18 protein-coding genes are annotated in these 24,588 nt (G+C 54.5%); 10 read left to right on the top strand and 8 right to left on the bottom strand.

From position 1 onward, the window contains the following. Window positions 1-38: 38 nt before the first annotated feature. The 5 genes from ACLJZ5_RS10825 (at window position 39) to ACLJZ5_RS10805 (ending at window position 6,780) form a co-directional block, all read left to right on the top strand. Window positions 39-2,369, top strand: a complete 2,331-nt coding sequence (locus tag ACLJZ5_RS10825; RefSeq protein WP_024797712.1) for a Tex family protein — start codon at window positions 39-41, stop codon at window positions 2,367-2,369. A 436-nt stretch (window positions 2,370-2,805) separates the two neighbouring features. Next, window positions 2,806-3,033 carry a ferrous iron transporter A gene (gene feoA, locus ACLJZ5_RS10820; protein WP_001160955.1) on the top strand — a complete coding sequence of 76 codons (228 nt, stop codon included), beginning with the start codon at window positions 2,806-2,808 and terminating at the stop codon, window positions 3,031-3,033. An 18-nt stretch (window positions 3,034-3,051) separates the two neighbouring features. Continuing rightward, window positions 3,052-5,370, top strand: a complete 2,319-nt coding sequence (gene feoB / locus ACLJZ5_RS10815) for a Fe(2+) transporter permease subunit FeoB (protein ID WP_000736973.1) — start codon at window positions 3,052-3,054, stop codon at window positions 5,368-5,370. A gap of 12 nt (window positions 5,371-5,382) precedes the next feature. Continuing rightward, window positions 5,383-5,619 (top strand): [Fe-S]-dependent transcriptional repressor FeoC, encoded by a 237-nt coding sequence (gene feoC / locus ACLJZ5_RS10810; RefSeq protein ID WP_024797713.1) that lies wholly within the window; start codon window positions 5,383-5,385, stop codon window positions 5,617-5,619. A gap of 234 nt (window positions 5,620-5,853) precedes the next feature. Further along, window positions 5,854-6,780: an Rpn family recombination-promoting nuclease/putative transposase gene (locus ACLJZ5_RS10805; RefSeq protein ID WP_001646535.1), complete on the top strand. Its 927-nt coding sequence runs from the start codon at window positions 5,854-5,856 to the stop codon at window positions 6,778-6,780. A 35-nt stretch (window positions 6,781-6,815) separates the two neighbouring features. Here ACLJZ5_RS10805 and bioH read toward each other — a convergent pair whose 3' ends face one another. Further along, a complete protein-coding gene (gene bioH, locus ACLJZ5_RS10800; protein WP_000998138.1) occupies window positions 6,816-7,586 on the bottom strand; it encodes a pimeloyl-ACP methyl ester esterase BioH in 771 nt (256 codons plus the stop codon). 37 nt (window positions 7,587-7,623) lie between these two features. Between bioH and gntX the strand changes: the two genes are divergently transcribed. The 3 genes from gntX (at window position 7,624) to gntT (ending at window position 10,634) form a co-directional block, all read left to right on the top strand. Beyond that, window positions 7,624-8,307 (top strand): DNA utilization protein GntX, encoded by a 684-nt coding sequence (gntX, locus tag ACLJZ5_RS10795; RefSeq protein WP_000958733.1) that lies wholly within the window; start codon window positions 7,624-7,626, stop codon window positions 8,305-8,307. Window positions 8,308-8,365: 58 nt separating this feature from the next. Next, a complete protein-coding gene (gene nfuA / locus ACLJZ5_RS10790; protein WP_000619387.1) occupies window positions 8,366-8,941 on the top strand; it encodes a Fe-S biogenesis protein NfuA in 576 nt (191 codons plus the stop codon). Window positions 8,942-9,317: 376 nt separating this feature from the next. Then, complete coding sequence (gntT, locus tag ACLJZ5_RS10785; protein ID WP_001131741.1) at window positions 9,318-10,634, top strand: gluconate transporter; 1,317 nt, start codon at window positions 9,318-9,320, stop codon at window positions 10,632-10,634. 118 nt (window positions 10,635-10,752) lie between these two features. Here gntT and malQ read toward each other — a convergent pair whose 3' ends face one another. Further along, window positions 10,753-12,831: a 4-alpha-glucanotransferase gene (malQ, locus tag ACLJZ5_RS10780; protein WP_024797714.1), complete on the bottom strand. Its 2,079-nt coding sequence runs from the start codon at window positions 12,829-12,831 to the stop codon at window positions 10,753-10,755. Between the two features lie 9 nt (window positions 12,832-12,840). Beyond that, window positions 12,841-15,234 (bottom strand): maltodextrin phosphorylase, encoded by a 2,394-nt coding sequence (malP, locus tag ACLJZ5_RS10775; RefSeq protein WP_024797715.1) that lies wholly within the window; start codon window positions 15,232-15,234, stop codon window positions 12,841-12,843. 593 nt (window positions 15,235-15,827) lie between these two features. Here malP and malT point away from each other — a divergent pair. After that, window positions 15,828-18,533, top strand: a complete 2,706-nt coding sequence (gene malT, locus ACLJZ5_RS10770; protein WP_000907030.1) for an HTH-type transcriptional regulator MalT — start codon at window positions 15,828-15,830, stop codon at window positions 18,531-18,533. A gap of 67 nt (window positions 18,534-18,600) precedes the next feature. Here malT and ACLJZ5_RS10765 read toward each other — a convergent pair whose 3' ends face one another. The 3 genes from ACLJZ5_RS10765 to glpE form a co-directional block, all read right to left on the bottom strand. Beyond that, complete coding sequence (locus ACLJZ5_RS10765) at window positions 18,601-19,359, bottom strand: DeoR/GlpR family transcriptional regulator (RefSeq protein ID WP_000815084.1); 759 nt, start codon at window positions 19,357-19,359, stop codon at window positions 18,601-18,603. A gap of 93 nt (window positions 19,360-19,452) precedes the next feature. Further along, complete coding sequence (glpG, locus tag ACLJZ5_RS10760; RefSeq protein ID WP_000928702.1) at window positions 19,453-20,283, bottom strand: rhomboid family intramembrane serine protease GlpG; 831 nt, start codon at window positions 20,281-20,283, stop codon at window positions 19,453-19,455. 75 nt (window positions 20,284-20,358) lie between these two features. After that, on the bottom strand, window positions 20,359-20,685 hold the full coding sequence (gene glpE / locus ACLJZ5_RS10755) for a thiosulfate sulfurtransferase GlpE (protein WP_000434523.1): 327 nt from the start codon (window positions 20,683-20,685) through the stop codon (window positions 20,359-20,361). Between the two features lie 198 nt (window positions 20,686-20,883). Here glpE and glpD point away from each other — a divergent pair, with 198 nt between their 5' ends. Continuing rightward, window positions 20,884-22,392, top strand: coding sequence for a glycerol-3-phosphate dehydrogenase (gene glpD, locus ACLJZ5_RS10750; protein ID WP_024797716.1), 1,509 nt, complete (start codon window positions 20,884-20,886; stop codon window positions 22,390-22,392). A 46-nt stretch (window positions 22,393-22,438) separates the two neighbouring features. On the opposite strand, the gene ACLJZ5_RS10745 is transcribed toward glpD, so the two are convergent. Both ACLJZ5_RS10745 and ACLJZ5_RS10740 read right to left on the bottom strand, forming a co-directional pair. Further along, window positions 22,439-22,984 carry a hypothetical protein gene (locus ACLJZ5_RS10745; protein ID WP_024797717.1) on the bottom strand — a complete coding sequence of 182 codons (546 nt, stop codon included), beginning with the start codon at window positions 22,982-22,984 and terminating at the stop codon, window positions 22,439-22,441. Between the two features lie 9 nt (window positions 22,985-22,993). Then, window positions 22,994-24,487 carry a PstS family phosphate ABC transporter substrate-binding protein gene (locus ACLJZ5_RS10740; RefSeq protein WP_024797718.1) on the bottom strand — a complete coding sequence of 498 codons (1,494 nt, stop codon included), beginning with the start codon at window positions 24,485-24,487 and terminating at the stop codon, window positions 22,994-22,996. Window positions 24,488-24,588 lie beyond the last annotated feature (101 nt).

The following is a 24,588-nucleotide window of genomic DNA, read 5'->3' as shown; positions in this document are numbered from 1 at the left end:
CTATCCCCTGATTTTTATCCTGAAGACGAAGCTAACCCATGATGAATGATTCTTTCTGCCGCATTATTGCGGGTGAAATCCAGGCAAATGCCGGGCAGGTTGAAGCTGCCGTTCGCCTGCTTGACGAAGGGAACACCGTGCCGTTTATCGCACGTTATCGTAAAGAAATCACCGGCGGTCTGGATGACACGCAGTTGCGTAACCTGGAAACGCGTCTGGGCTATCTGCGTGAGCTTGAAGACAGGCGTCAGGCCATCCTCAAGTCCATTTCCGAACAAGGCAAACTGACCGATGAGCTGGCTGGCGCTATCAACGCTACGTTAAGTAAGACCGAGCTCGAAGACCTCTACCTGCCCTATAAACCTAAACGCCGCACCCGTGGACAAATCGCCATTGAAGCCGGCCTTGAGCCGCTGGCCGATCTGCTCTGGAACGAACCGTCCCACGATCCTGACGTGGAAGCGGCAAAGTACATTGATGGCGACAAAGGCGTGGCGGACACGAAAGCCGCGCTCGACGGCGCACGCTACATTCTGATGGAGCGCTTTGCCGAAGACGCCGCATTGCTGGCGAAAGTGCGTGATTACCTGTGGAAGAACGCCCATCTGGTCGCCACGGTCGTGAGCGACAAAGAGGAAGAAGGGGCAAAATTCCGCGACTATTTCGACCATCATGAGCCCATTGCTAACGTCCCGTCTCACCGTGCGCTGGCCATGTTCCGTGGTCGTAACGAAGGCATTCTGCAACTTTCGCTCAATGCCGACCCACAGTTTGATGAGCCGCCGAAAGAAAGCTACTGCGAGCAAATCATCATGGACCATCTCGGCCTGCGGCTAAATAACGCCCCGGCGGATAGCTGGCGCAAAGGCGTAGTGAGCTGGACGTGGCGTATCAAAGTCTTAATGCACCTCGAAACCGAACTGATGGGCACCGTGCGCGAACGTGCGGAAGATGAAGCGATTAACGTGTTTGCCCGTAACCTGCACGACCTGCTGATGGCAGCCCCCGCAGGCCTGCGCGCCACGATGGGCCTTGATCCTGGCCTGCGTACCGGCGTAAAAGTCGCTGTCGTTGACGGCACCGGCAAGCTGGTGGCGACGGATACCATTTATCCGCATACCGGTCAGGCGGCCAAAGCGGCTACCGTGATCGCCGCGCTGTGCGAAAAATACCACGTCGAACTGGTCGCGATTGGCAACGGTACGGCCTCGCGTGAAACCGAACGCTTCTATCTCGACGTACAGAAACAGTTCCCGAACGTGACGGCGCAGAAAGTGATCGTCAGCGAAGCGGGGGCGTCCGTGTATTCCGCTTCTGAGCTGGCGGCGCAGGAGTTTCCGGATCTCGACGTCTCCCTGCGCGGCGCGGTCTCTATCGCGCGTCGTCTACAGGATCCGCTGGCGGAACTGGTGAAAATCGATCCGAAATCGATCGGCGTCGGCCAATATCAACACGATGTCAGCCAGACGCAGCTGGCGCGTAAGCTGGATGCGGTGGTCGAAGACTGCGTAAACGCCGTCGGCGTCGATTTGAATACCGCCTCCGTACCGCTGCTGACCCGCGTCGCGGGCTTAACGCGCATGATGGCGCAAAACATCGTCGCCTGGCGCGATGAGAACGGTCAGTTCCAGAATCGCCAGCAACTGTTGAAGGTGAGCCGTCTGGGGCCGAAAGCGTTTGAGCAGTGCGCGGGCTTCCTGCGTATTAACCACGGCGATAACCCGCTGGATGCCTCCACCGTCCACCCGGAAGCCTATCCGGTTGTCGAACGCATTCTGGCGGCGACGCAGCAAGCGCTAAAAGATCTGATGGGCAACAGCAACGAATTGCGTCACCTCAAGGCCGCTGATTTTACCGACGATAAATTCGGCGTGCCGACCGTGAGCGATATCATCAAAGAGCTGGAAAAACCGGGCCGCGACCCACGTCCTGAATTTAAAACCGCGCAATTCGCCGATGGCGTCGAAACCATGAACGACCTGCTGCCGGGGATGATTCTGGAAGGGGCGGTCACTAACGTCACTAACTTCGGCGCGTTTGTCGATATCGGCGTTCATCAGGATGGCCTGGTGCATATCTCCTCGCTCTCGAATAAGTTCGTCGACGATCCACACACCGTGGTAAAAGCTGGCGACATCGTGAAGGTGAAAGTGCTGGAAGTGGATCTGCAACGTAAGCGTATTGCGCTAACGATGCGTCTGGACGAACAGCCCGGCGAAACCGCCGCTCGCCGCGGCGGCGGCGCCGATCGCGCTCAGGGCAACCGCCCGGCATCAAAAGCGGCGAAACCGCGCGGTCGTGACGCCCAGCCAGCCGGTAACAGCGCCATGATGGACGCGCTGGCAGCGGCAATGGGAAAAAAACGCTAATCGGGTAATACGCAGACCGGGTGACTTCTTATCCGGCCTGCGATTTTGCAATACGTCCAACCCTTTCTTTTTTAATTAACAATTAAATCTTACCCATTAGAATCTGTTAATTAATTTTCTTCTGCTATCCGCACTATTAATTATCACTTTATTAACAGATGAAACCTTAATTAAACATTAAAAACGGTGAATATTTGCACATTAGGGGTATTTGCAAAAAGACAAATAAATGTTGAGCCATATCAACATCGGCGCAAATTATCGCTTATTTGTACATTCCGTCACATTTTAATCGTTGAAGATAGAAACCATTCTCATTATCATTGTGTTGTTGATTATTTACTCTTTCCTTCGTTGGCTAAACATCGGGTCTCCTGCCGCCCCCCTGAGCGCCGCATGAGGTATACATCCAGTTAGTAAGAAACAAGTAGGTCGTATGCAATTCACTCCTGACACTGCGTGGAAAATCACCGGCTTTGCGCGTGAAATCAGCCCGGCGTATCGTCAAAAACTGCTTTCGCTCGGCATGTTGCCCGGCTCTTCATTTAATGTTGTCCGCGTCGCGCCCTTAGGCGATCCGATCCATATCGAAACACGACGCGTGAGTCTGGTTTTGCGTAAAAAGGATTTGGCGTTAATAGAAGTGGAAGCGGTTTCCTGTTAATACAGTGAGTCTATAAAAATGAAAAAATTAACCATTGGTTTAATTGGTAATCCTAATTCCGGCAAGACCACCTTATTTAACCAACTCACCGGCGCGCGTCAGCGCGTGGGGAACTGGGCGGGCGTCACCGTCGAGCGTAAAGAGGGCCAGTTCGCGACAACTGACCACCAGGTCACGCTGGTAGATTTACCCGGCACCTATTCTCTGACGACCATCTCGTCACAAACCTCTCTCGACGAACAGATCGCCTGCCACTACATCCTGAGCGGCGACGCCGATCTGTTGATAAACGTTGTGGACGCCTCCAATCTGGAGCGCAACCTCTATTTGACGCTGCAGCTGCTGGAGCTGGGTATCCCCTGTATTGTCGCGCTCAATATGCTGGATATCGCTGAAAAACAGCAGGTTCGTATTGATGTCGACGCTCTGTCCACGCGTCTGGGTTGTCCTGTCGTACCGCTGGTATCGACTCGCGGTCGCGGTATCGAGGCGCTGAAACTGGCCATTGACCGTCACAACGCTAACGACAACGTCGAACTGGTGCATTATGCCCAGCCGCTGCTGCGCGAAGCGGATTTCCTGGCCGACGCGATGGCCCAGGAGATGCCTTTACAACAGCGCCGCTGGCTGGGTCTGCAAATGCTGGAGGGCGATATCTACAGCCGGGCTTACGCAGGCGAGGCGGCGCAAAACCTGGACACCTCCCTTGCCCGTCTGAAGGACGAAATGGACGACCCGGCGCTGCATATCGCCGACGCCCGTTACCAGTGTATCGCCGCTATTTGCGACGTGGTCAGCAATACCCTGACAGCCGAACCCAGCCGCTTCACCAGGGCGGTCGATAAAATTATCCTGAACCGCTTCCTCGGCTTACCGATTTTTTTGTTCGTGATGTACCTGATGTTCCTGCTCGCCATTAACATCGGCGGCGCGTTGCAACCCCTGTTTGATGCCGGTTCCGTCGCCATCTTTATTCATGGCATTCAATGGATTGGCTACACGTTGCACTTCCCGGATTGGTTAACCATCTTCCTGGCGCAAGGTCTTGGCGGCGGGATCAATACCGTCCTGCCGCTGGTGCCGCAAATCGGGATGATGTACCTGTTCCTCTCCTTCCTTGAAGACTCCGGTTATATGGCGCGCGCGGCCTTCGTCATGGATCGCCTGATGCAGGCGCTGGGACTACCGGGTAAATCCTTCGTGCCGCTGATTGTCGGCTTCGGCTGTAACGTACCTTCCGTGATGGGCGCCCGCACGCTTGACGCTCCGCGCGAACGTTTGATGACCATCATGATGGCGCCGTTTATGTCCTGTGGCGCGCGCCTGGCGATTTTCGCCGTCTTTGCCGCCGCCTTCTTCGGGCAAAACGGCGCGCTGGCGGTCTTCTCGCTGTACGTGCTGGGTATTGTCATGGCGGTATTAACCGGCCTGATGCTGAAGCATACCATTATGCGCGGCGAAGCCTCTCCGTTTGTGATGGAGCTGCCGGTTTACCACGTCCCGCATATCAAGAGCCTGATCATCCAGACCTGGCAACGCCTGAAAGGTTTTGTACTACGCGCCGGTAAAGTCATTATCATCGTGAGTATTTTCCTGAGCGCGTTTAACAGTTTCTCGCTGAGCGGCAAAATCGTCGATAACATTAATGACTCCGCCCTCGCCTCTGTAAGCCGGGTTATCACGCCAGTCTTTAAACCGATCGGCGTCCATGAGGATAACTGGCAAGCTACCGTGGGCCTGTTTACGGGCGCCATGGCGAAAGAAGTTGTCGTCGGTACGCTGAACACGCTCTACACCGCCGAAAATATTCAGGACGAAGCGTTTAATCCTGCCGACTTCCACCTCGGCGATGAACTGCTGGGCGCGGTTGACGATACCTGGCAAAGCCTGAAAGACACCTTTAGCCTGAGCGTACTGGCTAACCCGATCGAAGCGAGTAAAGGTGACGGCGAAATGGCAACCGGCGCGATGGGCGTGATGGATCAAAAATTCGGCAGCGCCGCGGCGGCGTACAGTTACCTGATTTTCGTCCTGCTTTACGTACCGTGTATCTCGGTAATGGGCGCTATCGCCCGCGAGTCCAGTCGCGGCTGGATGGGCTTCTCCATCCTGTGGGGGCTGAATATCGCCTATTCGCTCGCCACGCTGTTCTACCAGGTTACCAGCTTCAGTCAACACCCGACATACAGCCTGATCTGTATTCTGGCAGTGATTGTCTTTAACGTTGTGGTGTTAAGCCTGTTGCGCCGCGCCCGCAGCCGTGTAGACATTGAACTGCTGGCAACCCGCAAAAACGTCAGTTCCTGTTGTTCGGGCACTGCGGGCAATTGTCACTAAGGGATGTAAAAAATGGCTTCATTGATACAGGTTCGCGATCTACTGGCGCTACGGGGGCGTATGGAGGCAACGCAGATCAGCCATACGCTGCACGCTCCGCAGCCCATGATCGACGCCATGCTGAATCAACTGGAGATCATGGGTAAAGCGGTACGTATCCCGGAAGAACCGGACGGCTGCCTTTCAGGCAGCTGTAAAAGTTGTCCGGAAGGTAAAACCTGCCTGCGCGAATGGTGGGCCTTGCGTTAGCCTTCGCCGGGTAGTGACGTAACGCGTCTTATCCGGCCTTTATCCCGCGTTATGTTGCCCGGTACGCGTCACGCTGCCGGGCAATTTTGCGTCATGCCTTCCACAAAGATGAAAGCGTTACCGCCGTGCGCATTTATCTCCCCACGCGCCTCGCAAGCGCGCTAATCCTCTACTGCAATCAGCCCGGTCTGCGCGTAGTGTCACGCCATTGAACTTCACCGATGACGGATCGATATGGCGACCTCAACAACATCCACGCCGCATGACGCGGTATTCAAACAGTTTCTATGCCACCCCGATACTGCACGGGATTTTTTGGAAATTCATCTCCCGACGACATTACGTCAAATCTGTAATCTGAATACGTTACGGCTGGAGTCCGGTAGCTTTATTGAAGAGGATTTACGCCCCCATTATTCCGATATTCTTTGGTCGCTGGAAACAAGTGAAGGTGAAGGTTACATTTACGTGGTTATTGAACATCAGAGTACGCCAGACGCGCATATGGCATTTCGGCTGATGCGTTACGCAATGGCTGCAATGCAACGGCACCTGGAGGCCGGGCATAAGACGTTGCCGTTAGTGGTGCCAATGCTGTTTTATCACGGAAACCGCAGCCCGTATCCGTTCTCATTATGCTGGCTGGATGAATTTGCCGACCCGGTGATGGCGCGTAAGCTATACGCCACCGCCTTTCCTCTGGTCGATATTACGGTCGTGCCGGACGACGAGATTATGCGGCACCGACGGGTCGCGCTGCTGGAACTCATACAAAAACACATCCGCCAGCGTGATCTGATGGGGCTTGTCGAACAGCTGGTCGCCCTGCTGGTTAAGGGATACGCTAATGACACCCAGCTTCAAAGTCTGTTTAATTACATGATGCACACTGGCGACGCCGCGCGCTTCAATACGTTTATCCGCCAGGTGGCTATGCGTATCCCACAGCATAAGGAGAAGATCATGACTATCGCAGAAAGATTACGTCAGGAAGGGCATCGTAACGGGTTACAGAAAGGGCTACAGCAAGGCAAACAGGAAGGCCAACGGCTCGCCGCATTGCGCATTGCCCGCTCCATGCTAAACGATGGTTTCGATCGCGATACCGTGCTTAGGGTTACCGGGCTGGCGCCTGCCGATCTGGCGTCTGAAAGCCATTAACCTTGCAGAATGGTCCGGGCCCGGCAACGCCCTGGTTACAGCGATGATTTTAGCGTCATCAGCGCCTGACAAAACGCCGCCGGATGCGAGATAAACGGCGCATGGGCCGCCTTCGCCATTATCTGTGATGTACTGTGCGGCCATAACGTATCGAGCAAAGGCACGATTTTACGCGGCACCAGACCGTCCAGATAACCATACAAACGCAAAAACGGCATGTTCACATTTTTAAGCGCTTCTCGTAGATCGACCGTTTTTAAGATTTCCAGTCCGCCATTGAGCACGTCTACATCCGGCATAGGCTGCGCCAGCACCACGCTTTTTAAGGTGCGGGCATCCTGACGCGCCGTCTCCGTCCCTAACGTTTGCAGCGCCAGAAAACGCTCCACCGTGCGCTGAAAATCGTCGCTAAGCTGCTGCTGGAATCCGCCGAGGATTTCTGGTTTTATTCCCGGCCACCCCTCACGCGCGCTAAAGCATGGCGAAGAGGCGACAGTCACCAGCGCCTGGACGCGTTCAGGGTGGGTGAGCGCCATCTGACTCGCCACCAGGCCACCCAGGCTCCAGCCAAGCCAGATAGCCTGGTCCGGCGCGTTTTTCGCTACCTGCGCCGTCATCTCTTCAAACGTCATAGCGCCAAACCCCGAACTACGGCCATAGCCCGGCAAGTCGACCAGATGCAGCGTAAAATGCGAGCCGAGTTCCTCGCGAATGCAATGCCATACCTCCGCGTTCAATCCCCATCCGTGCAGCAGCACAAGATGACAATTTCCCTCGCCGTAGGTCTGCCACCAGATGTCATTCATCAGTTACTGTTCTCTTTTGTCTAACAAGGATGCACCTATGCTAACAGTACCGGGATTATGCTGGCTATGCCGAATGCCGCTGGCGTTAAGCCACTGGGGGATTTGTTCCGTATGCGCGCGCGCCGTTCGTCAGCGCGTCAGCCTGTGTCCGCAATGCGGATTACCTGCCGCGCATCCTTCGCTCCCCTGCGGTCGCTGCCTGCAAAAACCACCGCCCTGGCAGCGTCTGGTGAGCGTCAGTGACTATACGCCGCCCTTGAGTTTACTGGTGCATCAGCTTAAATTTACCCGCCGCAGCGAAATTGCCGCCGCTCTGGCGCGTCTACTGTTGCAGGAAGTACTCATGGCGCGCCGCAGCACTGGCTTGCAGCTTCCCGATAGAATCGTCAGCGTTCCGCTCTGGTCGCGCCGACACTGGCGGCGGGGATTTAACCAAAGCGATCTGTTATGTCAACCGTTAGCGCGCTGGCTTGGCTGCGCGTGGGACAGCCAAACCATCACGCGGGTACGGGCGACCGCAACACAACATCATCTCAGCGCCAGGTTACGTAAGCGCAATTTGAAAAACGCGTTTCGCCTTGAATTGCCGGTACAGGGTCTCCATATGGTTATTGTGGATGATGTCGTCACTACCGGAAGTACCGTCGCGGAAATCGCGCAACTGCTTTTGCGCAACGGCGCAGCGACTGTCCAGGTATGGTGCCTGTGTCGAACCTTGTAGAGCCTCGATGATGGGCGTATTATAACCAACTAAAATAGTCAACTATTAGGCCATTACTATGATCCGTATTTCCGATGCTGCACAAGCGCACTTTGCCAAACTGCTGGCAAATCAGGAAGAAGGGACGCAAATCCGCGTATTTGTCATTAATCCCGGCACTCCTAACGCAGAGTGCGGCGTTTCTTATTGTCCGCCCGACGCCGTAGAAGCCACCGATACTGCACTGAAATTTGACCTGTTGACCGCTTATGTCGACGAGCTGAGCGCGCCCTATCTGGAAGACGCGGAAATTGATTTCGTGACCGACCAGCTAGGTTCTCAACTCACATTGAAAGCGCCAAACGCGAAGATGCGCAAAGTGGCCGATGACGCGCCGCTGATGGAGCGCGTGGAATATGCTCTGCAATCGCAGATTAACCCGCAGTTGGCGGGCCACGGCGGTCGCGTCTCGCTGATGGAAATTACCGATGAAGGCTATGCAATTCTGCAGTTTGGCGGCGGTTGTAACGGTTGCTCGATGGTTGACGTCACGCTGAAAGAAGGGATCGAGAAACAGTTGCTGAATGAATTCCCGGAACTGAAAGGGGTTCGCGATCTGACCGAACACCAGCGCGGCGAGCACTCATACTACTAAGATTTTCCCCGCATCCATGCCCGATGGCGCTTGCGCCTGTCGGGCCTTGTCTGCGCCACCGTAGGCCGAATAAGGCGTCTACGCCGCCATTCTGCGCCATCAGCCACATCTCAGAACGATGGTCCTTCTTCTTTCGCCGATAACATGACCTGTGTCTCATAATTTAAATTTTGCCTGCCAGGGTCATTTTCAACACCCATATGTTACCCGTATCATTCTTATGGGCACCTAACATCCATATAACATCTGACTACGCTCATTCGTTTCAACGGTAATCAGTATTGGTGCTATTGCGACTCTGTTCCCGTCGGGAACAACAGGAATTTGTCGTCGAAACAATGACGTTACCCATAACAAAGTAAAGGCCAGGTAAATCATGCCATTAGTCATCGTTGCTATCGGTGTTATCTTGTTACTTCTTCTGATGATCCGCTTCAAAATGAACGGATTTATCGCCCTTGTCCTGGTAGCGCTCGCTGTCGGGTTGATGCAGGGAATGCCGCTGGATAAAGTCATCGGCTCCATCAAAGCCGGTGTCGGCGGTACGCTTGGCAGTCTGGCCCTGATTATGGGGTTCGGCGCCATGCTGGGCAAAATGCTTGCCGACTGCGGCGGCGCTCAACGTATCGCCACTACCCTGATCGCGAAATTTGGTAAAAAGCATATTCAGTGGGCCGTAGTGTTAACCGGCTTTACCGTCGGCTTCGCTCTGTTCTATGAAGTGGGCTTTGTTCTGATGCTGCCGCTGGTATTCACCATTGCCGCAGCGGCGAATATCCCGTTACTGTACGTCGGCGTGCCGATGGCCGCGGCGCTCTCCGTCACACACGGCTTCCTACCGCCGCACCCGGGCCCAACCGCGATTGCCACGATTTTCCATGCTGATATGGGTAAAACGTTGCTGTTTGGTACGATTCTGGCGATCCCGACCGTGATCCTTGCCGGCCCGGTTTACGCCCGTTTTCTGAAAGGCATCGATAAGCCGATCCCGGAAGGCCTGTACAGCGCGAAAACTTTTACGGAAGAAGAGATGCCGGGCTTTGGCGTCAGCGTCTGGACGTCGCTGGTTCCGGTGATTCTGATGGCGATGCGTGCGGTTGCCGAGATGATTCTGCCAAAAGGCCACGCTTTCCTGCCCGTTGCCGAGTTCCTGGGCGACCCGGTCATGGCTACGTTGATTGCCGTACTGATTGCGATGTTCACCTTTGGCCTGAACCGCGGACGTTCCATGGATCAGATTAACGATACGCTGGTCTCTTCCATCAAAATTATCGCCATGATGCTGCTGATCATCGGCGGCGGCGGCGCGTTCAAGCAGGTGCTGGTCGATAGCGGCGTGGATAAATACATCGCTTCAATGATGCATGAAACCAATGTCTCTCCGCTGTTGATGGCGTGGTCTATCGCGGCGGTGCTGCGTATCGCGCTGGGCTCCGCGACTGTCGCGGCGATTACCGCAGGCGGCATTGCGGCGCCGCTGATCGCCACTACCGGCGTTAGCCCTGAACTGATGGTTATCGCGGTCGGTTCCGGGAGCGTGATTTTCTCTCACGTTAACGATCCAGGCTTCTGGCTGTTCAAAGAGTATTTCAATTTGACTATCGGCGAGACCATTAAATCCTGGTCGATGCTGGAAACGATCATCTCCGTCTGCGGCCTGATCGGCTGTCTGCTACTGGGTATGGTGGTTTAAGCGAGGCGGCTTGTAGGCCGGATAAGGCAGCAATGTGCGCCAGGATTGCCTGATGGCGCTGCGCTTATCAGGCCTAAGTGCTCTCACCATCATAAAGCCGGGGAAATCCCCGGCTTTATTACTTCTTCTTCGCGGCCGCTTTTCGGCGTTTATCCAAATCCTTAATCAGCTTGTTTACGCCCTCATCGGCAAACATCTGCTCCAGCGTGGCGGTGAGCTTCCGCCGCCAGTTTTTATACTGATCGCTGGTGCCCGGTACGTTAACCGGATCGGCCATATCCAGCCAGTCCTCCGGCTGAAGCCCCAACAGACCGCTGTTACTGTCGGCGATATAGCGCTGAAGTCCACGATTTAGCGTTGGCGTCATCGACATTAACGATGCCTTATGCCCGGCGCGTTTTGGCAGACAGCCATATTTATGTAGCGCGTCCAATAGCCCCTGTTTCGCCCGCTCGCGATCCTCATACAGCCCGCGCAGAATCACTTCATCCGGATAAAGCCCCAGAGCTTTGCCCAACGTCAGGTCACCGCATTCCCAATAGCCGCGCAGCGTGGGGAGATCGTGCGTCGAGGCGACAGCCATCGATTGTTGCGGATATGCGCCTGGCGCGCGGAAGTTTTTCTCAAGGTCATTTTCAAACCACAGCACTTTATAAGAATAGACCCCGCTATCGCGCAGCTTGCCGACAATCTCAACTGGCACAGTCCCCAGATCTTCGCCTATCACCATACAGCGGTGACGTTGGCTCTCCAGCGCCAGAATAGCCAACAGATCGTCAACCGGATACTGAACATATGCCCCGCGATCCGCGGTTTCGCCATACGGTATCCACCACAGACGCAGCAACGACATGACATGGTCAATGCGCAACGCGCCGCAGTTTTGCATATTGGCGCGCAGCAGGTCGATAAAGGGCTCATACGCCCGGGCGACAATGATATGCGGGTCCATTGGCGGCAGCCCCCAGTTCTGACCGAGCGGGCCGAGGATATCCGGCGGCGCGCCGACAGATGCTTTCAGGCAGTACAGCTCCCGGTCGCACCAGGTTTCCGCGCCGCCTTCCGCTACGCCAACCGCCAGATCGCGGTACAGACCAATCGGTAGTTTAAAACTCTGGCAGGTATCCCAGCAGGCGGCGAATTGGCGCCAGGCCAGCCACTGAAGCCAGAGGTAAAACTCCACCTCTTCGCGGTGCGCTTCACAGAATTGTTTTACAGCGGGAGACTCTACCGACTGGTACGCCTCCGGCCAGGCTGGCCAGCCCCAGCGCTGCTCATCCTCTTTTACCTGATACGCATGCAGCGCGTCGAATGCCGCCTGCCAGTAAAGGCTCTCGCCTTCGCGGGCGATAAAGTGACGAAACTCCGCCATTTGCGCATCGTCGCGAGCGGCAAACCGCGTCCACGCCATCCGCAGCGCCGTGATTTTCAGCGCGGTAACGGTAGCGTAATCCACCCATTGCGCATCGCGTGCCTGTCGCAGCTTTTGCTGTGTGGCGGGCATTTGCCACCATGCCTGCGCCTCTTCGCTCAGGCGGAAATCTTCGACGGCGTTGACGTCGATATATATCACGTTCAGCCAGCGACGAGACGAGGGGCTGTAGGGACTGGCGCTCTCCGGATTCGCCGGATAAAGCGCGTGGATCGGGTTCAGGCCGATAAACGCGCCGCCGCGTGTCGCCACATCGACCAGCATCGACTTCAAATCGCCGAAATCGCCAATACCCCAGTTTTTTTCTGAACGCAGAGTATAAAGCTGGACGCAGGCCCCCCAGAGTTTTTTCCCTTCCAGCAGCGCCTGCGGCTCATAGCATCGCGGCGGGGCGACGATAATCCGGCAGTGCGTACGCTGTTCATCCTGGGTCAACGTCAGGGTGTGGTAGCCCTCCGGCAATGTAGCCGGAAGGTTAAGTTTTTTACCGCCCGTCACGCGCCCTTTGTAATGCATGCCCTCTTCCGTAGTCAGCAGCCAGGCAAACTCACCGCGCCCCTCTACCGGCAACGCCATTTTTTTACCCGCGGTATAAACCTTCACATTCGGCACGACCGCCTGTGGTCCTGTTGTCGTGCCGTGCATCGCCGCCAGCAAACGTCTCTTGGTTTCAGCGCCAATAGACTGCGGTTTGCCATGAGCATTGATGTAACTGGGGCTGATCCCCGCCGCCAGCGCGGCACTATCGAGACGTTTATTTTCCATCGCGCTCCCTTAGCGTTTTGCCTGCCAGATACGGGCCTGATAATCGCGAATAGAGCGATCGGAACTGAACATACCGCAGCGCGCGGTATTGAGGATCGCGGCGCGCGTCCACGCTTCCTGGTCGCGATACAGCGCATCCACCTGCTTTTGCGCCTCGACATAAGCGGCGAAGTCCGCCATGACCAGGTACGGATCGCCCCCCTGTTTGCCGAGGCTATGCAGCATCTGGTCAAAGGCATGTTTATCGCCATCGCTGTATTGACCGCTTTCCAGCTCTTTTAGCACCGCATCCAGCACTTTGTCTTTTTTACGCCATTTCACCGGATCGTAGCCTTTGGCTTTGAGCGCCTTGACCTCTTCCACAGTATGGCCAAAGATAAAGATATTCTCTTCACCCACCTTCTCAGCGATTTCAACGTTAGCGCCGTCCAGCGTTCCCACAGTCAACGCCCCGTTCAGCGCCAGTTTCATGTTGCCGGTGCCGGACGCCTCTTTCCCGGCGGTAGAAATTTGCTCTGAAATATCCGCCGCCGGAATGAGCATTTCCGCCGCCGAGACGCAGTAATCCGGCAGGAAAACCACCTTCAGCTTATCACCCACCGCCGGGTCGTTATTAATGGCTTCCGCAACCTTATTGATAGCAAAAATGATGTTCTTCGCCAGGTAATAGCCCGGCGCCGCCTTCGCGCCAAACAGGAATACGCGCGGTACGCGATCAGCCTGCGGGTTTTCGCGAATCTCGTTGTACAGCGCCAGAATATGCAACAGATTCAGATGCTGACGCTTGTACTCGTGCAGACGTTTGATCTGAATATCAAAAATCGCATGGCTCGAAATCTCAATCCCGGTACGGGCCTGGATAAATTTCACCAGCCGTTCTTTGTTCGCCCGCTTGATGTCGCGATACTGCTGACGGAATGTGGCGTCGTCAGCGTATTTTTCGAGGTTGATCAACTGGTCGAGATCGTTAGCCCACTCTTTTTTCAGCGTTTTATCCAGCAACGCCGCAAGCTGCGGATTGCACTGTTTGATCCAGCGACGCGGCGTAATGCCGTTGGTGACATTGTGGAATTTGTTCGGCCAAAGTTGGTGATATTCCGGGAACAGATCTTTCACCACCAGATCGGAGTGCAGCGCCGCCACACCGTTGACCGCAAAGCCGCTGACCACGCACATATTGGCCATGCGCACCTGACGGTCATGCACCACCGCCAGTTTTGCCCATACCTGCTTATCACCAGGCCAGGTGTTATCGACCAGCGTCTTAAAGCGATCGTTAATCTGCTTGATAATCTGCATATGACGCGGCAGCAGCGCTTTCACCAGCTTCTCATCCCAGCACTCCAGCGCTTCCGGCATCAGAGTGTGGTTGGTGTAGGCGAAGGTTTTGCTGGTGATAGCCCAGGCGTCATCCCAGCTCAGTTGGTGCTCGTCAATCAGCACGCGCAGCAGTTCCGGAATGGCAATAGTCGGGTGGGTATCATTTAGCTGAATGACCTCATAATCCGCCAGCTCATGCAGTTTGCGTCCGGCCAGATGATGGCGACGCAGAATATCCGCTACCGAGCAGGCGCACTGGAAGTATTGCTGCATCAGGCGCAGTTTTTTGCCCGCCGTGTGGTTATCGTTGGGATAAAGCACCTTCGTCAATTTTTCCGCATCGATACCCTGCTGTTCCGCCCGCAGGAAAGCGCCGTCGTTGAATTTGGTCAGATCAAACGGATGCGCGTGGGTCGCCTGCCACAAACGCAGCGGTTGCGCGACACCGTTACGATAGCCTAACACCGGCAGATCCCAGGCCTGGCCTGTAATCACAAAACCTGGCTCCCAGCTCCCTTCTTTGGTGACTTTACCGCCGATCCCAACCTGGACGTCCAGCGCCTCGTTGTGGCGGAACCACGGATAGCTGCCGCGATGCCAGTCATCCGGCGCTTCCATCTGCTTGCCTTCAACAAATGACTGACGGAACAGCCCATACTGGTAGTTCAGACCATAGCCCGTAGCGGACTGCCCGACGGTGGCCATCGAATCGAGGAAACAGGCGGCCAGACGACCCAAACCACCGTTGCCGAGCGCCGGATCGACTTCCTCTTCCAGCAGATCGGTCAGATTAATATCGTGCGCTTTCAGCACATCGCTAACGTCCTGGTACCACCCCAGATTTAACAGGTTATTTCCCGTCAGGCGGCCAATCAAAAACTCCATCGAAATGTAGTTCACATGACGCTGGCCTTTCGTCGGCTGCGCTACCGGTTGCGCGCTCAGTAATTCCGCCAGCGCGCCGCTAACGGCCTGCCACCACTGACGAGGCGTCATGTCGGACGCCGACAGTAAACCGAAACGCTGCCACTGACGCGTCAGGGCGGCCTGGAATTGATCTTTATTGAAGGTTGGCTGTGACATAGGAAATCCGTCCTCGGGTAATAAAACAACGTTATCGCTAGTTTGCCAGGCTCGATGTTGACCTTCCTCCTCCCGGCAATGATTAGGGAGGGAGGAGGAGCGGGGATGAGCATAAAAGTGTGATCGCCGCCACTTACCCCTGTATAAACGCGCCGATTCCTGTCAACGACACCCAGTGTTACGCATAATCAAATGAATAAACAGAAATAACAGTAAATCGCGAAGGGATATTTTCGAAGATTATATGAACGCCAAAATAGTTTCTTACCTGAAATATTCAGCGGCGGGAGATTCACTAACTAAACATAATTAATTAAACGCCTGGTATCGCCATTGTGTTAAATCCGGATGATGTCCAGGACATTATTTACAATAACGGAAATATGACCTCAGCCCAGCGCTGACGCTCGTTTCAACCGCGCCGAATACTTTTTTAATACCGTTATTTAGAATTGTGACAGAGTGCAAATTCAGACACATAAAAAGTCTGCTTAGCTTGCATTAAAATGCTTTCTGGCCGACCTTATATCTATTAATTACGAAGCGCAAAAAAAATCGCAGTTCCCCCCATTTCCCACAGTGAAGTGATTGCTATGTTGATTCCGTCTAAATTAAGTCGTCCGGTTCGTCTCGACCATACCGTGGTTCGTGAGCGGCTGTTGGCTAAACTTTCCGGCGCGAACAATTTCAGGCTCGCCCTGGTAACCAGTCCTGCTGGCTATGGGAAAACCACGCTTGTCTCACAGTGGGCGGCGGGCAAAAATGAATTAGGCTGGTACTCTCTCGACGAAGGCGATAACCAGCAAGAGCGGTTCGCCAGTTACTTAATTGCCGCAATCCAACAGGCCACCGGCGGACACTGCTCTACCAGCGAAGCGATGGCGCAAAAACGTCAGTACGCCAGCCTGACGTCCCTCTTCGCGCAGCTCTTTATTGAACTGGCGCAATGGCATCGCCCGCTTTATCTGGTGATTGACGACTACCATTTGATTACCAATCCGGTGATTCACGACGCGATGCGCTTTTTCTTACGGCATCAGCCGGAAAATTTCACCCTGGTGGTGTTATCGCGTAATTTGCCGCAACTGGGCATCGCTAATCTGCGCGTGCGCGATCAGCTGTTGGAAATCGGTAGCCAGCAGTTGGCTTTTAACCATCAGGAAGCAAAGCAATTTTTTGACCGTCGTCTTTCGTCGCCCATTGAAGCCGCTGAGAGCAGCCGCATGTGCGACGATGTGGCCGGTTGGGCCACTGCGCTACAGTTGATCGCCCTCTCCGCGCGCCAGAACCATACCTCTGCGCATCACTCCGCCCGCCGTCTTGCCGGGATTAATGCCAGCCACCTTTCTGATTATCTGGTGGACGAAGTACTGGATAACGTGGATGTCAGCACCCGACATTTTTTACTTAAAAGCGCGATCTTACGCTCAATGAATGACGCGTTGATCGTACGCGTGACCGGCGAAGAAAACGGCCAGATGCGGCTGGAGGAGATTGAGCGCCAGGGGTTATTCCTACAACGCATGGACGACACGGGCGAGTGGTTTAGCTATCACCCGTTGTTTGGTAGCTTTCTGCGCCAGCGTTGCCAGTGGGAACTGGCGGCGGAACTGCCGGAGATCCACCGCGCGGCCGCAGAAAGCTGGATGGAACAAGGTTTTCCCAGCGAAGCTATACATCATGCGCTGGCGGCGGGTGACGCGCAAATGCTGCGCGATATCCTGCTTAATCATGCGTGGGGGCTGTTTAATCACAGTGAACTGGCGCTGCTGGAAGAGTCATTAAAAGCGCTGCCGTGGGAAAGCCTGCTGGAAAATCCGCGGCTGGTGTTGTTACAGGCCTGGCTGATGCAAAGCCAACACCGCTACAGCGAAGTGAATACGTTGCTGGCGCGCGCCGAGCAAGAGATCAAAGGGGTCATGGACGGCACGCTACATGCTGAATTTAACGCGCTGCGCGCTCAGGTCGCCATCAACGACGGCAATCCGGAAGAGGCAGAGCGGCTGGCGAAACTGGCGCTGGATGAGCTTCCTCTCGCCTGGTTTTATAGCCGCATTGTCGCGACCTCCGTTCACGGTGAAGTGCTGCACTGTAAAGGCGATCTCAGCCAGTCTTTATCGCTGATGCAGCAAACCGAACAAATGGCGCGCCATCATGACGTCTGGCATTACGCGCTGTGGAGCTTAATTCAACAAAGCGAAATTCAGTTCGCCCAGGGATTCCTGCAGGCCGCATGGGAAACGCAGGAGAGAGCCTTCCAGTTGATCAAAGAGCAACATCTGGAACAACTGCCGATGCATGAGTTTCTGGTACGTATCCGCGCGCAATTGCTGTGGGCGTGGGCGCGCCTTGACGAAGCGGAGGCCTCGGCGCGCAGCGGTATCGCTGTGCTGTCCACCTTCCAGCCGCAACAACAGTTGCAGTGCCTGACGTTACTGGTGCAGTGCTCGCTGGCGCGCGGCGATCTGGATAATGCCCGTAGTCAGCTTAACCGACTGGAAAATTTATTAGGCAATGGTCGTTATCACTGCGACTGGATCTCTAACGCCGATAAGGTGCGTGTCATTTACTGGCAGTTAACCGGCGACAAAAAATCCGCCGCCAACTGGTTACGTCATACGCCCAAACCGGCGTTTGCCAATAACCATTTTCTGCAAGGGCAATGGCGGAATATCGCCCGCGCGCAGATCCTGCTGGGCGAATTCGAGCCTGCGGAAATCGTGCTGGAAGAGTTAAATGAGAATGCCCGTAGCCTGCGCTTAATGAGCGATTTAAACCGCAATCTGCTGTTACTCAATCAGCTTTACTGGCAATCCGGGCGGAAAAACGACGCCCAGCGCGTATTGCTTGATGCCTTACAGCTCGCCAACCGCACCGGATTTATCAGCCATTTTGTGATTGAAGGCGAAGCCATGGCGCAACAATTGCGTCAGCTTATCCAGCTCAATACGCTGCCGGAGATGGAGCAGCATCGCGCGCAGCGCATCCTGCGAGAGATTAACCAACATCACCGGCATAAATTCGCCCATTTTGACGAAGGCTTCGTCGAGCGCCTGCTTAACCATCCGGATGTCCCGGAGCTTATTCGCACCAGCCCGCTCACCCAGCGTGAATGGCAGGTGTTAGGGCTTATCTATTCCGGTTACAGCAACGAACAGATTGCCGGCGAACTGGCGGTGGCCGCGACCACCATTAAGACGCATATCCGCAACCTCTACCAGAAACTCGGCGTCGCGCACCGTCAGGACGCGGTACAGCACGCGCAGCAGTTGCTGAAGATGATGGGGTACGGGGTTTGACGTGTGCCTGATGAGCTTATCAGGCCTACGATCACGCGCAGAGTGTAGGCCTGATAAGACAGTCTCTTTAGCACAGCTCTAATTGAATATGGTGGTCGGCAATCACCTGCATCACGCCCGGCGGCGGCAGGGTATCGGTGTAGACCGCATCGACCATACTAATGCTGCCCATGTTTACCATCGCGTTACGGCCAAATTTAGAGTGATCCACCACCAGCATCACATGGCGCGAATTTTCGATAATCGCGCGCTTGGTGCGTACCTCATGGTAGTCAAATTCCAGCAACGAGCCGTCGCTATCAATACCGCTAATACCGAGAATGCCGAAATCGAGACGGAACTGGGCGATAAAGTCCTGCGTCGCTTCGCCAATAATGCCGCCGTCGCGGCTGCGGAGTTCACCGCCGGCGAGGATAATACGAAAATCCTCTTTCGCCATTAGCGTGTTCGCTACGTTCAAATTGTTGGTCACGATCCGCAAATTACTGTGCCCTAACAGGGCGTGCGCTACGGCTTCCGGCGTCGTGCCGATATCAATAAACAGCGTTGAACCATTGGGGATCTGGGCCGCGACTTTGCGAGCGATGCGCTCTTTTTCTTCCGTTTGCGTCGCCTTACGATCGTGCCACGGCGTGTTCACCGAGCTGGAGGGCAACGCCGCGCCGCCGTGGTGGCGCAAAATCATATTCTGTTCCGCCAGATCGTTAAGATCCCGACGAATGGTTTGCGGGCTGACAGAAAAATGCTCCACCAGCTCTTCCGTACTGACGTACCCCTGTTTTTTCACCAGTTCAATGATCGCGTCATGCCGTTGTGTTTGTTTCATGAATAATCTCTGAAAGTAACCAACCTTGCGCCGGATAGCGGCATTCGCCCTACCCGGCCTGGAAAAATATCTCGACCACAGGCCGGATACGCCTCACGTTCGTTTTCGCGCATTCAGCGTATCAACAAAGGCCATCGCTAAACCGACGATAAGCCCGGCGATGTGCGCGCCGTTCGCCATAGACATGCCAAACCAGTCAAACCAACCAGCGACTATCCACAATAATGCAAAAATAATTAAGCCGCGCTGGAGGTAAATTCCACTTTGCGGATCGCGCTCTCCGCGCAGCCACACGTAACCCATCAGCGCATAGACGACGCCAGACAGCCCGCCAAACCACGGGCCGCTAAATTTCTGCTGTACATAGCCGCTTAGCAGCGCGCTTATTACCGTAATGACGATTAATTTACCGCTGCCCAGGCGCTTCTCTACCGCCCCGCCGAGATACCACCACCACAGCAGGTTAAAAAGAATATGCATCAGTGAGAAGTGCATAAAGATATGGGTGAAGTAGCGCCAGACTTCAAATTTTAAAACCGGATCGAACGGCCACGCCAGCCACACCATCACCGTCTGATCGCCGATGAGACTCATCGCGATATAGACCAGCACGCAGGCGAGCATCACGATCCAGGTAACAGGGCCGGCTCGTTCACGCAGCGTGGCGAGAAAGGGAAAACGGCGGTAGCGCAGTCCGCTGTTCGTCTGCCCGGACTGCCAGCTAGCCGCCAGATAACGCGGATCGCCGGGATTTTCTATAAACCGCGCCAGCTCGACCCGCACACGTTCGGCCTGCGATTCATCTGCCAACCAGATATCGCTTTGATTATGTTGCTGAATAGTAAGAATGACGCCCTGGGTGGCCATGTAATCAACAAATGCCTGCGCCACGCGAGGATTCGCAAAGGAAGTAATCATCAACATTATTGCTGTCGCTTAGTCCATACAAAAGAAGACAGTATATATACCCTTCTCGTCGGAGGCTGCATCTTTATGGGATTACGCGCCATTCGCGACATCGGCAGGGAAACGGCGATGCCAGGCCTCAAACCCGCCGTCAATGCTGTAAACCGCATCATAGCCTTGCTGGAGCAGATACTGCGCGGCGCCTTTACTACTGTTGCCGTGATAGCACATTACCATCACGGCGGTATCGAAACCATGCTCACGCATAAACGCGCCCAGAGTATCGTTAGTCAAGTGAAACGCCTGCGGCGCATGACCCATGGCATAACTTTGTGGATCGCGAATATCGACCAGCACCGCCGCGCCCTGGTGCAGTTTCTGATACGCCTCTTCTACAGTGATACATTCAAATTGTTCCATGAATCGCTCTTTCATTGTTGCCGGTGAAGCCAATTAAGGCATTTTATCGCCCAGTGTACGTTGACGGAGTAGCTTAACGCCATAATGTTATACATATCACTCTAAAATGTTTTTTCGATGTTACCAATAGCGCATTTCTTTGCTATTATGTTCGATAACGAACATTTTTGAACTTTAACGAAAGTGCAAGAGGGCAGCATGGAAACCAAAGATCTGATCGTGATAGGCGGGGGCATTAACGGTGCAGGCATCGCGGCTGATGGCGCCGGACGCGGTTTGTCCGTACTCATGCTGGAAGCGCAGGATTTGGCCTACGCGACCTCTTCCGCCAGTTCGAAACTTATCCACGGCGGCTTACGCTACCTTGAACACTACGAGTTCCGTCTGGTCAGCGAAGCGCTGGCAGAACGTGAAGTGCTGTTGAAAATGGCGCCGCACATCGCCTTCCCGATGCGTTTTCGTCTGCCGCACCGCCCGCATTTACGTCCAGCCTGGATGATCCGTATCGGTCTGTTTATGTACGATCACCTCGGCAAACGTACCAGCTTACCCGGTTCCACCGGTGTGCGGTTTGGCGCAGATTCGGTGCTCAAACCTGAAATCGTGCGCGGATTCGAATATTCCGACTGCTGGGTAGACGATGCACGTCTGGTGCTGGCTAACGCACAGATGGTGGTGCGTAAAGGCGGCGAAGTCCTTACCCGTACTCGCGCAACCGCCGCTCGTCGGGAAAATGGCCTGTGGATTGTCGAAGCGGAAGATATCGACACCGGTAAAAAATATGTCTGGCAGGCGCGCGGACTGGTTAACGCCACCGGACCGTGGGTCAAACAGTTCTTCGACGAAGGGATGCACCTGCCGTCGCCATATGGCATCCGCCTGATCAAAGGCAGCCATATCGTCGTGCCGCGCGTCCATAATCAGAAGCAGGCGTATATTCTGCAAAACGAAGATAAGCGTATCGTCTTTGTCATTCCGTGGATGGAAGAGTTTTCGATCATTGGCACAACCGATGTCGAATATAAAGGCGATCCGAAAGCGGTAAAAATTGAAGAGAGCGAAATTAATTACCTGTTGAAGGTCTATAACGCGCACTTCCAGAAACAACTGGGGCGCGATGACATCGTCTGGACGTACTCCGGCGTCCGTCCGCTGTGCGATGATGAGTCCGACTCACCGCAGGCGATCACTCGCGATTATACCCTTGATATTCATGATGAAAACGGCAAAGCGCCGCTGCTTTCCGTGTTTGGCGGTAAGCTCACGACCTACCGTAAGCTGGCCGAACATGCGATGGAAAAACTGGCGTCTTATTATCCAGGCATCGGCCCGGCATGGACCAAAACGTGCGTACTGCCCGGCGGCGACATCGACGGCAGCCGCGAAGATTACGCGGCGAAGCTGCGTCGTCGTTATCCGTTCCTGACGGAATCGCTGGCGCGCCACTATTCGCGCACTTACGGCAGCAACACGGAGTGGATTCTCGGCGAAGCCACGTCACTGCTTGATTTAGGCGAAGATTTCGGTCATGAGTTTTACGAAGCAGAACTCAAGTACCTGGTGGATCACGAATGGGTGCGCCGTACTGAAGACGCTATCTGGCGTCGCACCAAAGAAGGCATGTGGCTGACCGCCGAGCAGCAGTCCCGCATCACCCAGTGGCTGGCGGCGTATGTTGAGAAACACCAACTTTCACTGGCGTCGTAATAAAATCCGGGGCGGTTTATACCGCCCTTTTCGCCACATACCGCATTCACTCGCCGGGTTTTGTACAGCCGGGCATATGATTAGTGATACGGTAGCGATCGACACTTATTTGGGTAATAAAGAAGGGTTTTGCCCGCGCTTCGCTATTCCAGAGAGTTTTCCCCGTTTTACACCAACTTTTATGAGGAAAGTTGGCATAATGAACCACGCTCTCCTCCCCCAGCACGCTTTCAAAATGCGCGCGTTTATCACCGTCGGCCACGCTAAAGTCAGCATAAAAAAGATTGCTGTCCAGGTTAAACGTCATCTCTATTTCACTGGCGGACGATGGAAAGAACACAGGTAGCCAGGTCCAGATACCGGACTGCTCGGGTATGGCGGCATAATCAGGAAAATAGCTTACCTGGCGATCATCGCAGGCGGTCAGCACAGCGATGATGATTAATGTTGCACCACACCGGAGGACCTGATTAATCAGCTCAGCAACAATATCTTTATGCCACGAAGTGGATTCACGCCGTGCAATACGAATACCAGCGCCGCTGATCGGGTCTACGCCAACCCGTTCCACATATAGTTTAACCTCTTCCATTTAGTCCCTTTATTTCGCGGCCGGATACAGCGGCACATATCCCACATCCTGCACCAACTGCTGTCCCTGCGGGCTTAGAAACCAGTCCACCAGCTTTTGTGTTTCCGCTGTGGGGTGTTCACGGGTGACCATATAAACATCAACCGTGTACGGGTAACTGCCGTTACGAATATTTTCAACCGTCGGGGCAACATCGTTTATCGCCAGTAATTTAATCTCTTTATTGCTGTGCATCTGCGTAGCGTAATAACGAAAGGTATAGCCAATGGCGTTGTGCGTATTGCGATACTCAGCCACGATATCCACCATTTCCCCCATCGCGGTTGCCACTGATGTTGTTTGCGCTGGCATCAGCTTTGTTTCTTTCATTACCTTCGCCAGCATCGCCGTTTGGCTGCCAGAGTTTTCTGGTCGCTGCCAGGGCTTAATGTCGATTGCCTCTCCGCCTACCTCATTCCAGTGGGTGATTCTTCCGCTAAAAATGCCGCGAATTTGTACATCACTCAACGATGACACGGGATTGTTTTGGTTGACGATAAACACAAACGCTTCACGTGCAAAGGGGGTGTAAACCAGTTTTACGCCACTGGCCTCGGCCAATTGCTTTTGAGCAGTGGAAGGCTGGGCGACAAAAATAAGATCGGCATTACCGTTAAGGATATTTTGATAGGCTTCAATGGTTCCCTGGTTTTCAAGGTAGTCTTCAGGGCAGATATCATCCGGAAAGCGCGTAAGCGCATAAAAAGCCGAGGCGTATAACGGCAAGCCAGCCGTTGCGCCATCGAGCCGCGGCCAATTTTGAGTGAGCAAAAGTGTCGGTTCATCGCGCAGCCCGGTTAGCTTGTTGCCCCATGTGTGCGCCTGATAATCGCGGAAATAAAGATATTCACTGCTCTCGGGAGCGGGATACTTCACGGCATAAATATGTGACTGGTATACGGCACAGCTCCCGAAAAACAGCAGGCAAATCACCAGCAGGTTACGACAAGTGTAGCCCGCACCGCCGCGTAGCACTCCCCAACGCGCACTACCATACCCTAATGCAAAACAGAGCTGCGAGCCAACCGGGATGAGCAACACTGCCCATACCCAGCCGTTGAAAAAGGATATTACGCTGGGTACTAGCCAAAGCGTTTGCACCACCTGGGCGATGGGTTTACGCCCTATCGCGCGAATATTAAGATCGGTGAGAAACATCAGGATGACCCACCCCATCAGCACCACCAGAGCGGGCATAAGCAGGCAGCAATCACGCCATTCTGGATTTACCTCTGATGCATTTCCCTTTCCCCATATTCGGCCACAAAGAAAAATTAACCCTGCGCCCAGAAGCGCTACCGGGATAATGGTCGCCTTCTCAATAGATTGCGCGACGGGGATACTATTTTCAAGAACGCTAATGCACGCCCACATTCCCCCCACGATAATCGTAATAATGTTCACCAGCAGCGGCACGCCGATAAACGCCATCACCAATGATATTAAGCTCCTTTGCATCTTCATATTTTGCTTCACCCATCCCTGTATCAGCGCAAAGTATAAACCTGCAGATATCTCCCCCTTCCCCCGCACTTTTCCGAAATACACGCATAAAAAACGGGGCC

It is taken from the genome of Salmonella sp. 5800 (assembly GCF_046558195.1).
Taxonomy (GTDB): Bacteria; Pseudomonadota; Gammaproteobacteria; order Enterobacterales; family Enterobacteriaceae; genus Salmonella; species Salmonella enterica.
The sequence above is the reverse complement of the archived record's forward strand: the minus strand, read 5'-3'. Positions and strand labels throughout refer to the sequence as shown.

Bases quoted from the DNA above. Each gene is read 5' to 3' on its own strand.
- nfuA (WP_000619387.1), top strand. From the start codon at position 8,366: ATGATCCGTATTTCCGATGCTGCACAAGCGCACTTTGCCAAACTGCTG.
- ACLJZ5_RS10765 (WP_000815084.1), bottom strand. From the start codon at position 19,359: ATGAAACAAACACAACGGCATGACGCGATCATTGAACTGGTGAAAAAA.
- feoC (WP_024797713.1), top strand. From the start codon at position 5,383: ATGGCTTCATTGATACAGGTTCGCGATCTACTGGCGCTACGGGGGCGT.
- glpE (WP_000434523.1), bottom strand. From the start codon at position 20,685: ATGGAACAATTTGAATGTATCACTGTAGAAGAGGCGTATCAGAAACTG.
- ACLJZ5_RS10825 (WP_024797712.1), top strand. From the start codon at position 39: ATGATGAATGATTCTTTCTGCCGCATTATTGCGGGTGAAATCCAGGCA.
- ACLJZ5_RS10740 (WP_024797718.1), bottom strand. From the start codon at position 24,487: ATGAAGATGCAAAGGAGCTTAATATCATTGGTGATGGCGTTTATCGGC.
- gntX (WP_000958733.1), top strand. From the start codon at position 7,624: ATGCTAACAGTACCGGGATTATGCTGGCTATGCCGAATGCCGCTGGCG.
- malQ (WP_024797714.1), bottom strand. From the start codon at position 12,831: ATGGAAAATAAACGTCTCGATAGTGCCGCGCTGGCGGCGGGGATCAGC.
- gntT (WP_001131741.1), top strand. From the start codon at position 9,318: ATGCCATTAGTCATCGTTGCTATCGGTGTTATCTTGTTACTTCTTCTG.
- malT (WP_000907030.1), top strand. From the start codon at position 15,828: ATGTTGATTCCGTCTAAATTAAGTCGTCCGGTTCGTCTCGACCATACC.
- ACLJZ5_RS10745 (WP_024797717.1), bottom strand. From the start codon at position 22,984: ATGGAAGAGGTTAAACTATATGTGGAACGGGTTGGCGTAGACCCGATC.
- feoA (WP_001160955.1), top strand. From the start codon at position 2,806: ATGCAATTCACTCCTGACACTGCGTGGAAAATCACCGGCTTTGCGCGT.
- malP (WP_024797715.1), bottom strand. From the start codon at position 15,234: ATGTCACAGCCAACCTTCAATAAAGATCAATTCCAGGCCGCCCTGACG.
- bioH (WP_000998138.1), bottom strand. From the start codon at position 7,586: ATGAATGACATCTGGTGGCAGACCTACGGCGAGGGAAATTGTCATCTT.
- feoB (WP_000736973.1), top strand. From the start codon at position 3,052: ATGAAAAAATTAACCATTGGTTTAATTGGTAATCCTAATTCCGGCAAG.
- glpG (WP_000928702.1), bottom strand. From the start codon at position 20,283: ATGTTGATGATTACTTCCTTTGCGAATCCTCGCGTGGCGCAGGCATTT.
- glpD (WP_024797716.1), top strand. From the start codon at position 20,884: ATGGAAACCAAAGATCTGATCGTGATAGGCGGGGGCATTAACGGTGCA.
- ACLJZ5_RS10805 (WP_001646535.1), top strand. From the start codon at position 5,854: ATGGCGACCTCAACAACATCCACGCCGCATGACGCGGTATTCAAACAG.